The 9,928-nt window shown below is 64.4% G+C and carries 12 protein-coding genes and 1 pseudogene; 3 read left to right on the top strand and 10 right to left on the bottom strand.

The window, feature by feature from the left end; genetic code table 11:
* From groES to AC3AYF_RS13755, 3 genes and pseudogenes are all read right to left on the bottom strand, one after another.
* Nucleotides 1-97, bottom strand: a pseudogene (gene groES / locus AC3AYF_RS13765) (co-chaperone GroES); the annotation flags it as partial.
* Between the two features lie 199 nt (nt 98-296).
* Complete coding sequence (locus AC3AYF_RS13760) at nt 297-776, bottom strand: FxsA family protein (RefSeq protein WP_295040133.1); 480 nt, start codon at nt 774-776, stop codon at nt 297-299.
* Between the two features lie 106 nt (nt 777-882).
* Nucleotides 883-1,146, bottom strand: coding sequence for a ComEA family DNA-binding protein (locus tag AC3AYF_RS13755; protein ID WP_295040132.1), 264 nt, complete (start codon nt 1,144-1,146; stop codon nt 883-885).
* Nucleotides 1,147-1,377: 231 nt separating this feature from the next.
* On the opposite strand from AC3AYF_RS13755, the gene pyrF reads away from it, so the two are divergent.
* Nucleotides 1,378-2,085: an orotidine-5'-phosphate decarboxylase gene (gene pyrF / locus AC3AYF_RS13750; protein ID WP_295040130.1), complete on the top strand. Its 708-nt coding sequence runs from the start codon at nt 1,378-1,380 to the stop codon at nt 2,083-2,085.
* On the opposite strand, the gene lapB is transcribed toward pyrF, so the two are convergent.
* The 3 genes from lapB to AC3AYF_RS13735 form a co-directional block, all read right to left on the bottom strand.
* A complete protein-coding gene (lapB, locus tag AC3AYF_RS13745; protein ID WP_295040128.1) occupies nt 2,086-3,279 on the bottom strand; it encodes a lipopolysaccharide assembly protein LapB in 1,194 nt (397 codons plus the stop codon).
* Nucleotides 3,280-3,585 (bottom strand): LapA family protein, encoded by a 306-nt coding sequence (locus tag AC3AYF_RS13740; protein ID WP_110602835.1) that lies wholly within the window; start codon nt 3,583-3,585, stop codon nt 3,280-3,282.
* Nucleotides 3,586-3,681: 96 nt separating this feature from the next.
* On the bottom strand, nt 3,682-4,005 hold the full coding sequence (locus tag AC3AYF_RS13735) for an integration host factor subunit beta (RefSeq protein WP_275401748.1): 324 nt from the start codon (nt 4,003-4,005) through the stop codon (nt 3,682-3,684).
* A 181-nt stretch (nt 4,006-4,186) separates the two neighbouring features.
* Between AC3AYF_RS13735 and AC3AYF_RS13730 the strand changes: the two genes are divergently transcribed.
* Nucleotides 4,187-4,471 (top strand): FAD assembly factor SdhE, encoded by a 285-nt coding sequence (locus AC3AYF_RS13730; RefSeq protein WP_295040126.1) that lies wholly within the window; start codon nt 4,187-4,189, stop codon nt 4,469-4,471.
* Nucleotides 4,431-4,829, top strand: a complete 399-nt coding sequence (locus tag AC3AYF_RS13725; protein WP_487779866.1) for a hypothetical protein — start codon at nt 4,431-4,433, stop codon at nt 4,827-4,829. Before AC3AYF_RS13730 ends, AC3AYF_RS13725 begins: the two co-directional genes overlap by 41 nt.
* Nucleotides 4,830-4,919: 90 nt before the next feature.
* On the opposite strand, the gene AC3AYF_RS13720 is transcribed toward AC3AYF_RS13725, so the two are convergent.
* The 4 genes from AC3AYF_RS13720 to AC3AYF_RS13705 form a co-directional block, all read right to left on the bottom strand.
* Complete coding sequence (locus tag AC3AYF_RS13720; protein WP_295040122.1) at nt 4,920-5,156, bottom strand: ElaB/YgaM/YqjD family protein; 237 nt, start codon at nt 5,154-5,156, stop codon at nt 4,920-4,922.
* A 72-nt stretch (nt 5,157-5,228) separates the two neighbouring features.
* Entirely contained in the window at nt 5,229-5,579 is a 351-nt protein-coding gene (locus tag AC3AYF_RS13715) for a glycine zipper domain-containing protein (protein WP_487779865.1), read from the bottom strand.
* 61 nt (nt 5,580-5,640) lie between these two features.
* Nucleotides 5,641-8,766, bottom strand: a complete 3,126-nt coding sequence (locus AC3AYF_RS13710) for an efflux RND transporter permease subunit (protein ID WP_487779864.1) — start codon at nt 8,764-8,766, stop codon at nt 5,641-5,643.
* A partial coding sequence (locus tag AC3AYF_RS13705) for an efflux RND transporter periplasmic adaptor subunit (protein WP_365677577.1) occupies nt 8,766-9,928 on the bottom strand: 1,163 nt, incomplete at its 5' end. The genes AC3AYF_RS13705 and AC3AYF_RS13710, both read right to left, overlap by 1 nt.

Raw genomic sequence — 9,928 nt, 5'->3', positions numbered from 1 at the left:
CCTGGGCACTGCCCGGAAGCACGATGCCGCCAGCAGTTTTCTGCTCTTCTTCTTTGCGACGTACGATGACGCGATCGTGCAAGGGACGGATTTTCATTGCTCACGTTCTCCTGATGGTTGCATGTTACAAATGCACGTTCCCACATGAGCCAGGCTCAAGGGGCGAAGGCTTGCGCCTTCCGGTTAATGGGCCTGACGGCCTAAAGCTGTCGCTGCTGCCTTGATTGGGTCTGGCCAGCCGGTTTCAAGGGGCGGCCTGAAAATTTTATCGCCGGGCGGCGGCAAGGTAGGGCACTTCATTGGTCCTTGCCGAGATACTCTCCCTCGATGGGATTGGCCCCATCGCCGGCTCGACCACCGCTGGCAGGGTTTTCCGAATCTCTTCGATGGACGTTCCAGTCGCCGGGGATTTCCGCCCCCTTCGAGCCGCTCCCACTGCGGCGGGCGGACCAGCGACGCCATAGCTGGCCGCTGCCGGGGATCAGGCATGCTAGGCCCACGATATCGGAAAGAAAACCGGGTGCTATCAACAGGATGCCCGCCAATACGAACGAGGCGCCCGCCATGATCTCGGCGGAGGGGATTTCACCGGCTGCCACGCGGACACGGGCCCGCTGAAGCGTGAGCAGGCTCTCGCGGCGAATCAGATGAACACCGAGGGCACCACTGGCGACGATCCACAACAGGCTGGTCAGCAGGCCTAGCCTGGCTCCCAGCGTGAAGAGTACGGCGAAGTCCGCTATCGCGAATAGGGCGATGAGGATGAGCAGGGGCATGATGTCTCCGTCGTTGGCACTGCCAATCAGGCAAGATGGAGACTAACGAGGGAATTGCAAGCTTGGACACCCCGGGGCCGACGAGAAGCCGGCCCCGGAGCCGGGCTTACAGTGTTGCCTTCTCGGAGAGGTTGGCCACCGTGGCTTCGCCGATGCCATCGACGCGGGTCAGGTCCTCCAGGCTTTTGTAGTCGCCGTTGGCTTTCCGATCGTCGACGATCGCCTGAGCCTTGACCGCGCCGATGCCGGGCAGCGTCGTCAATGCCTCGACCGACGCCTCGTTGATATTGACGGGGGCATCCTGGGCAAGCGCGGGGAGAGCGGTGAAACTGAACAGCGAGAACAGTGCGGCACGGAGCAGAGTCTTCATGGCGATCTCTCTTTTGATATCGGTGAGTGAAGGCCGGTGTCGTTCCACACCGCCCGTCATTACCTTGTATCGACGCTGCTCCGCGATTTTTTATCGGAAAAAAGCGATCATTCTTGTCAGTCAATTTCTACTCAATCTGGCTAAAGTAGCTGGCGCGGATATGGCGGGAGCGACCTATCCCATTGCGGTGTCAGGTATACTCCCGCACGAATTCGACTGCTGGAGACGACCATGCCCGCCCCGGAATCGCCACTCATCATTGCGCTCGACTACGCTGAACTGGGTGCGGCGCTGCAACTGGCCGACGCGCTCGATCCCGCCCGTTGCCGCGTCAAGGTCGGCAAGGAGCTGTTCACCCGTGCAGGGCCGGCGGCCGTCGAGGCGCTGCATCGGCGGGGCTTTCAGGTCTTCCTGGACCTGAAGTTTCACGACATTCCCAATACGGTCGCCGGTGCGGTGGAAGCCGCCGCCGACCTTGGCGTGTGGATGGTCAACGTGCACGCTTCCGGCGGCCGCCGAATGATGGAAGCGAGCGCCGAGCGATTGGCGAAGCGCGGACTCGAGACGCATCTCATCGCGGTCACCGTGCTGACCAGCATGACCGACGACGAGCTCCAGGAAACCGGCGTCTCCGACAGTGCCCTGGCTCAAGTCGAGCGGCTGGCCAGGCTGACCCAGGAGAGCGGGCTGGATGGAGTGGTCTGCTCGGCGCGCGAGAGCGCTCGGTTGCGCGAGCTTTGCGGGGCGGGATTTCTCAAGGTGACGCCGGGGATTCGGCCCGCCAGCGCGGCGCAGGGAGATCAGCGACGGGTGATGACCCCCGATGCAGCGATGGCGGCCGGCAGCACGCACCTGGTCATCGGTCGAGCGGTGACCCAGGCCGCCGATCCCATGGCGGCACTGGCCGACATCGAGCACACCTTGGCAAGCGGGTCGTGATCATTCGCCTTCCAGGCCCGTTACCGGCTTGCTGGTGCCCCAGCTGCGGCAGCGGGGACATTGCCAGTGGAGTTGTTCGGCGCCGAAGCCGCAGCGCTGACAGCGGTGCCTCGGCCGGGTGCTCAGCAACTGCCGGGTGTGCTGCTTGAGAAGCTCCAGCCGATCCCGCTCCGCGGGATCGCTATCGTCCAGATAGAGGTCCATCAGGTAGTCGACGCCACGCAGGCTGGGGTGGTCGCGCAACTGGTCGCTGACGAACGCGCAGGCGATCTCCGTGCCCTGGCGATGTCTCAGCGTGTCCGCTGCCATCATGACGACCGAGGTCTGTGGGTCGCGTTGCAGCTGCTTCTCCAGGAACTGCCACCAGCCGTCGTCGTCATCGAGCAGCCGATAGGCGTTTCGCAGCGGCTCCAGCACGATGGCGGTGAAGCTCGGATCCTGCTCGGGAACCCGCTGCCAGCATCGGGCTGCGTCGCGATAGTGGCCGATATCCCACTCGAGCTGGCCCAGCATCCAGTTGGCACGAACGCAGCGCTCATCGGTATGCAGTGCCTGCTTCAATGCCTTGCGGGCCAGTGACGGGCTGCTTTCGATGCGGTGCCTGCTGGCCAGCTCGCAATGCCAGTGTGCCGCCGCGCGCCGAATGTCGGCATCCTGGCGCACCAGTTGCGGTTGGGCGGCGTCGAGCGCCTGGGCCCACTCCTTCTCGCGTTCGAACAGGTCGACGAGCAGGCGTCTGGCGGCGAGCTTCTGATCGTCGTCGACCTGGCTCTTCTGCAACGACAGCAGTAGCCGCTCGGCTCGATCGAGCAGCCCGAGGTTGAGGAAGTCGCGAGAGAGTTCCAGCTGCACCTGGCCACTTTGCGATGGCGTCAGCGCGGGCCTGGCCAGCAGGTTTTGGTGGATGCGAACGGCGCGATCGGCTTCACCGCGCGACCGATAGAGATTGCCCAGGGCGATATGCGTCTCGACCGTGTCGCTGTTGACCTCCAGCGCCTGGGTGAAGGTCTCGATCGCACGGTCCGGCTGCTCGTTGAGCAGATAATTGAGGCCAACGAAATAGTCTTTCGGCAGCGTGCCGCGTGACGTCCCGGTGCGTGGCCGGCTCCGGCCCCGGCCCGATTCCCAGCGCCCCAGCAACCAGCCGATGGCGATGGCTGCCACCAGCAGCGCCAGCAGCAGAACATCGCTCATTCAGGTGCTTTCCTTGAACTCCTGCGTCCGTAGACGATCGAGTTCTTTGCGCTGTTGCTGATTGTGACGCTGGGCACGGGTCAACAGGGTGCGCAGGCGAAGGTACATCCCCGTCATTGCCAGCATGCCGAGAATCACGCCACAAGCCAGGGCGACCAGGAGCCACAGCGACAACGAGGCGGGAGGGAGCTGCACCCAGATCAAGTCCAGCGGCAGTGGCTGCTGGTTGTTGACGGCAAACAGGATGCCGAGCAGCAGTACGACGATCAGGATGATGGCGAGAATGACGCCTTTGAGCCAGCGCATAGTGATTCCTGGTGACGCACCGCGACTGCCCGGGTCGTGATCGGTCATCGCGGTGGCATCCGTCGATTCGCACGACGGGTGCAATGACTTGGGAGGTCAGTAGCCCAGCGCGCGGCTGGCATTGACCTGTTCGCGTAGTTCCTTGCCCGGCTTGAAGTGCGGGACGTATTTTCCGTCGAGATCGACGGGATCGCCGGTCTTGGGATTGCGCCCGGTTCGAGGCTCGCGAAAATGCAGTGAAAAACTGCCGAATCCGCGAATCTCCACACGTCCGCCGTCCGCGAGTGCGTTGGTGATATCGTCGAGAATGACGCGCACTGCCGCTTCGACCTCCTTCGCCGATAGCTCGGGGCGACGGGTGGCGATCTGTTCGATCAATTCAGACTTTGTCATCGACATTCTCCGTGAGGCCTCTGCCAGGCGGTGAAGAACCGCGCAATGGGCGTCCGACGTCTGTTATTGTCGCTTCAGCATACTTCGCAACTTTCGAGAAAACAACGCATTAGCCGGGTGGGTCGGGTGAGTGAATAGTGACTGGCAACTCCCTCGGGTATAATGCGGCGCCATACAGTCATTCAGCCCACCGGATCGAGGGTAGTCCATGTCAGACAACGAAGATGTCACGCGTCGACGGCTTTACTGGCATTCACGGCGCGGCATGTGGGAACTGGATCTGCTGCTGATGCCATTTCTCGAAGATCGCTATGACCAACTGACGCCTTCGGACCAGGTGCTTTACCGGGAGCTGCTGGCCAGCGAGGACCAGGATCTCTTCACCTGGCTGATGCGGCGCGAGTGGCCCCAGGACGCCGAGTTGCGCCGTCTCGTCAAAATGATCGTCGAACATGCAGAGACCACCGACAACAGTCGTCGTCAGGCGCTCTAGGCTGTCGCTGGCTTGCCAGGCGTTGCTGGCGCTGGCGTTGGCCGGCTACGCGGGGTGGTCGGTCGACGGTCGGGCTGCCGTCCCGATAGTGCTGGTGGCGCTGACCGTCACCGGCTGGCGGTACCGGTCGATGCCCAGGCAGTATCATCTGCGATGCGTGCAGAGCGGGGAGCGGTCAGTCTGGGAGAGCTCGGCCGATGCCCGGGCCTGGCAGCCCGAAACCTGCCGGCTGGTACGCCTCGGGCCGCTACTCTCGGCGATCGATCTCTCCGGCCGCCGCCTGTGGCTGTGGCCAGATAGCAGCGACGCCCATTCGCTGCGCCATTTGCGCGAGACGCTGTCCAGCCGGTTCGAGTGACCGTGATTCCGCGGCCCGAACGAGAAGACGGCCCCGTGAGGTATCACGGGGCCGTCCTGATCGAGCTATCGCCGGGTGACGAGGCGTCGTTCAGCGGCGCCCGACGAAGAATCCGATGGCGAATCCGGCCAGCGCGGCGACGCCGATGCTGCTCCAGGCATTGCGGTGAACGTAGTCGTCGGTTTCGCGCCAGGCCTCTTCCGCGTGCTCAGCCAGTTCGTGGCTGACATCGTCCGCCCGATGCCGCGCGCGCTCCAGACCCTTGCGACCTCGACGCTTGGCATCTCGATAGTAGTTCCGGCTCTCTTCCCGATAGTTGCGGCTCATGGATCATCCTTAATCATTGGTCGATGATGATGGTGGGTCAGGGCAATAGATTCGTTCTGTTGGCTCGAGCCGTCAACGCCGGCTCAGCATCAGCGTCAGCAAGGCGCCGCCCAGCGCGGCGATACCGACGCTCTGCCAGGGTTTGCGCTGCACGAACTCGTCGCAGCTTTCGCAGGTGTCGCTGATCTGTTCGTCCAGGCGCTGGCGTGAGCGGTTCGCCCAGCTGTCCTGCGGAAGATAGGCGGTCGCGTGGGGAGGCGGCTCGTCGCTGCTCTCCTCGAGAGGGTCGTCCTGCGACGTCAGTGCAGGTTCCTCCCGGATCGGATCATCCCCCAGCCGGGGCGCACGCTCGGCAGCCGCCGCCATATCCTCATCGATACGGTTGGTCTCGTCTTCCTTGTCGTCACGATGGAACAGGCTCATGGTCATCCCTCCGGTGCGGTGGACAGGCCCTAGAGAAGTGTAGTTGCAATTCCATGACTCGCTAGGGCCTTTCTCGCGTCGGCGCATCGAGATTCAGCTCTCGCTCCAGACGCTGGCCGACATCGCCGGGTGAGCCGGTATGCCGCGCAAGCATGTCATAGGCGACCGGAACGATGAACAGTGTCAACAGGGTGGCGACGGCGACGCCGCAGAAGATCACGGTACCGATGACGATGCGCGATTCGGCGCCGGGACCGAAGGCCAGGATCAGCGGTATGGCGCCAGCCATGGTGGTGACGGTCGTCATCAGTATCGGCCGCAGTCGGGTCACGGCCGCTTCGACCAGCGCATCCGAGAACGCCGCTCCCTCGTCGCGCAGCTGATTGGCGAATTCGACGATCAGGATGCCGTTCTTGGCCGCCAGACCCACCAGGACCACCAGCCCGACCTGGCTATAGATGTTGAGGGACTGGCCGCTGGCCCACAGGCCGAGCAGGGCGCCACTGATCGCCAGTGGCACCGTGAACATGATGACCAGCGGATGGATGAAGCTCTCGAACTGGGCCGCCAGAACCAGGAACACCACGACGATGCCCAGCGCGAGCAGGAAGGTGGTGGCGCCACTGGCCTCCTGATAATCCCGCGAAGGGCCCTTGTAGTCGATGACCGCCTCGCTGGGCAACTCCTCGTCGGCGATTCGCTGCAGGTAGGCCAGCGCGTCGCCCATGGCGGTACCGTTCTGAAGGTTGGCCTCCAGCGTGATGGCCCGCATCCGGTTGAACCGGTTGAGCTCGCTGGCGCCCGCGAACTCGGAGACGGACACCAGACTCGCCAGCGGAATCAGCTCGCCGCTGACCGCCGAGCGTACCTGCACGTTGTCCAGGGTGCTCGGGGCGCGCTGGCGTTCGCGCTCTCCCTCGAGAATGACGTCGTACTCCTCGCCGTTGTCGACGTAGGTCGTGACGTTGCGTCCGCCGAATAGCGTCTCGAGGGTGTTGCCGATGGTGCTGACGGTCACGCCCAGGGCGGCTGCGCGGTTGTAATCGATCCGGATGCGAAGCTGTGGCTGGGTCTCCTTGTAGTCGCTGTCCACCGCCTCGAGTCCGCCATTACCGTCCTTGCGGATACGCTCGAGCAAGCGGTCGCGCCAGTCGACCAGTTGATCGTAGGTGCTGCCGCCGATCACGAACTGGACCGGCTTCTCGACTCTGCCGCCGAAGCCCTGGCGCATGACCGGGGTGGCGGTCACACCGGGCAGGTCCCCGAGTCGCTGCCTGACATCGGCCATGATCTCCCACGCCGAACGCCGGTCGCCCCAGTCGTTGAGGGTGACGATGGCCATGCCGTCGTTGAAGTTCTCGACATTGCCGAAGCCGCGCGGACCACGGATCGATACCTGGTTGATGTCGCCGGCGTCGACCAGGGACATCAGGCGGGTCTCTATCTCGTCATAGTAATCCTGCATGTAATGGAAGGTCGCGCCGGGTGGCCCTTCGATCAGCACGAAGAAGGCACCGCGATCTTCCCGGGGCGTGTACTCGTTGGGCAACTGCTGGAACAGCCAGGCGGTGAGGGCCAGGACGAGGGCAAACAGCCCGACCACGAGCCAGCGGAAACGCAGCGCCCGGCACAGCCAGCGCCGGTAGGTCGTCTGCGAACGGTCCAGCAGCCATTGCACCCCTCGGCTGATGCGGCTTTCGTGCATCCGCGGATTGAGCAGCTTCGAGCACAGCATCGGTGCCAGCGACAGTGCGACCAGGCAGGAAAGCCCGACGGCGGCAGCGAGCGTCAAGGCGAACTCCGAGAACAGGCGTCCGATATCCCCCCGCAGCAGGCTCAACGGAATGAATACCGTGATCAGCACCAGGGTGGTGGCTATCACCGCAAAGCCGATCTGACGCGTACCGCGATAGGCCGCCACCAGGGGCGTCTCGCGATGGACCACCATGCGCCGATGGACGTTCTCGATGACCACGATGGCATCGTCGACGACCAGGCCGATCGCCAGGACCAGCGCCAGCAGCGTCAGCAGGTTCAGCGTGAAACCGAACAGGGCCAGAAAGATGAAGGTGCCGATCAGCGATATCGGCACCGTCACCGCCGGCACCAGGGTGGTACGCACGTTGCCGAGAAAGAGGAAGATCACCACCACGACCAGCCCCATGGCGATGAACAAGGTGGAGACGACCTCGTGGAGGGCACCTGACACGAACACCGACGAATCGAAGTTGAGCGACAGCTGCATGCCGTCCGGCAGCGTCGGCTGCAGCCGGGCCATTTCCGCCTTGGCGCCATTGGCGACCTCCAGCACGCTGGCGGGGGACTGCTTGATCATGCCCAGGCCGACCATGGGCACTTCGTTGCCGCGGTAGAGCGAGCGCTCCTCGACGGAGCCGACCTCCACGCGGGCGACGTCCGCCAGCCGCACCAGATAGCCGTCGTCCCCCCGCGCGATCACCAGATTCTGGAAGTCGGTGGCGGTGGTGAAACTGCGCGGGATGCGCAGCGTGAACTGGCGGTCGCGGGATTCGAGGAAGCCGGCCGGCAGTTCGACGTTTTCATCCTCGAGCGCGTCGGCGATGTCGTCGACGGTCAACTGGCGTGCGGCCAGAGCATTGCGGTCGAGCCAGACCCGCATCGCGTACTCCTTGCCGCCGCTCAGGCGGACCCGGGCGACGCCGTTCTGGGTCGAGAAGCGGTCGACGAGATAGCGGTTGGCGTAGTCGGTGAGCTCCGGGATGGTATAGCCCTCGCCGGAGAGCGACAGCCAGATGATGACGTCGTCGCTGCTGTCGCTCTTCTCGATCTCGGGTGGTTCGGCCTGGTCGGGCAGGTTGTCGGCCACCGACGAGATGCGGTCGCGAATATCGTTGGCGGCCCCGTCGATGTCGCGGTCCAGCGAGAACTCGACGTCGATCTCCGATTCGCCGTCGGCGCTGCTGGATTCGATCGAGACGATACCCTCGATACCGGCGATGCGGTCCTCCAGCAGTTGGGTGATCCGGGTCTCGACCACGCTGGCGGAGGCGCCGGGATAGTTGGTCTCGATGCTGACGATCGGCGGATCGATCGCCGGATATTCCTGCAGCGGCAGGCGCTCCATGGCCAGCAGGCCGAAGGCGATCAGCAGTAGCGAGACGACCGTCGCGAAAACCGGGCGGCGAATCGATAGATCGGAAATCCGCATCAGTCGTTCGCCCGGGATTCGATGGCGCGGCGCTGACGCTCCAGCACATCCTTGATGTCGCCCTCACCGACATTTTCCGCGATCAGCTCGACCGGGTCCCCCTCGCGTACCTTGAGCGTGCCGTGGGTCACGATTCGCTGCCCTGCATCGAGACCCTCGACGATCTCGACATCTCCCTGCCGGCGCTCGCCGGTGGTGACTTCCCGGCGCGTCACACGGGTCGGCTGGCCCGGCTCGATCAGCCAGACCGTCTGGCGTTCGCCGTCCGGGACCAGCGCGCTTTCCGGGATCGTCAACGCCTCTCGAGCGGGCTGGTTCAACCGCACTTCCATCAGCATGCCCGGAAGCAACCGGCCGTCGGGGTTGGGCAGGTTGGCGCGGACCACCAGGCTGCGCGAGATGGGGTCGATGCGCGTCCCGAGGGTGGCGACCTCGGCGCGGAAGACCTGGTCCGGGTAGCTCGGGGTCGTGGCGCTGAGCGTCAGGCCGGGGTGGAGCACCGACAGCAGCGTCGCCGGGACGGTGAAATCGAGTTTCATGGTGTCCAGCTTGTCGAGCGTGACCAGCTCGGTGCCGGGTGTGACCAGGGCGCCCACGCTGATCTCGCGCAACCCCACCGTGCCCGCGAAGGGCGCCTGCAAGCGATGGTCGGCGAGTCGTGCGCGGATGGCATCGATTTCGGCTTCGCTCTGCTTGACCAGTGCCGCGTTGTCCTCGAGCGTGGCGCGCACACCCAGGTTGCGATCCTGAAGCTGCTGTGCCCGGCCGAGTGCACTCCGGCGTTGGCCGAGCAGCGCCTGGGCGGCGCGGAGTTCGGCCTGTGCCTGGGCGTCGTCCAGCTGCACCAGCCACTGACTGGCCGCCACCTCGTCACCGTCCTCGAAGTTGAGCGCGCTGATGGTGCCGGTGAGCGTGGACGAGAGGGTGACGCTCTCGTCGGCTCTCAAGGTTCCCAGCGCCTCCACCGGATCCTGCCAGGTCGACGCCACTACCGTGGCACCGATCACGGCGACTGGCGGCGTCTCCTGGGCGCTTGCGGTGGTCGGGCCCGGCAACCACGTCGCTAGCGCGCAGAGGAGCAGCGCCAGCAGGGGCGGTAAGCGGTTTTCACGTCCGAGCGTAAAGCGCTCACGATCTGCCGATTTCGTTGTCATGATTAGCG

The organism is Salinicola sp., assembly GCF_982684285.1.
The sequence above is the reverse complement of the archived record's forward strand: the minus strand, read 5'-3'. Positions and strand labels throughout refer to the sequence as shown.

What these genes read in the sequence shown, in the direction of transcription:
- AC3AYF_RS13715 (WP_487779865.1), bottom strand. Translation starts at nt 5,579, where the DNA reads ATGAGCCTGTTCCATCGTGACGACAAGGAAGACGAGACCAACCGTATC.
- lapB (WP_295040128.1), bottom strand. Translation starts at nt 3,279, where the DNA reads ATGAGCGATGTTCTGCTGCTGGCGCTGCTGGTGGCAGCCATCGCCATC.
- pyrF (WP_295040130.1), top strand. Translation starts at nt 1,378, where the DNA reads ATGCCCGCCCCGGAATCGCCACTCATCATTGCGCTCGACTACGCTGAA.
- AC3AYF_RS13760 (WP_295040133.1), bottom strand. Translation starts at nt 776, where the DNA reads ATGCCCCTGCTCATCCTCATCGCCCTATTCGCGATAGCGGACTTCGCC.
- AC3AYF_RS13720 (WP_295040122.1), bottom strand. Translation starts at nt 5,156, where the DNA reads ATGAGCCGCAACTATCGGGAAGAGAGCCGGAACTACTATCGAGATGCC.
- AC3AYF_RS13725 (WP_487779866.1), top strand. Translation starts at nt 4,431, where the DNA reads ATGCAGAGACCACCGACAACAGTCGTCGTCAGGCGCTCTAGGCTGTCG.
- AC3AYF_RS13740 (WP_110602835.1), bottom strand. Translation starts at nt 3,585, where the DNA reads ATGCGCTGGCTCAAAGGCGTCATTCTCGCCATCATCCTGATCGTCGTA.
- AC3AYF_RS13730 (WP_295040126.1), top strand. Translation starts at nt 4,187, where the DNA reads ATGTCAGACAACGAAGATGTCACGCGTCGACGGCTTTACTGGCATTCA.
- AC3AYF_RS13710 (WP_487779864.1), bottom strand. Translation starts at nt 8,766, where the DNA reads ATGCGGATTTCCGATCTATCGATTCGCCGCCCGGTTTTCGCGACGGTC.
- AC3AYF_RS13755 (WP_295040132.1), bottom strand. Translation starts at nt 1,146, where the DNA reads ATGAAGACTCTGCTCCGTGCCGCACTGTTCTCGCTGTTCAGTTTCACC.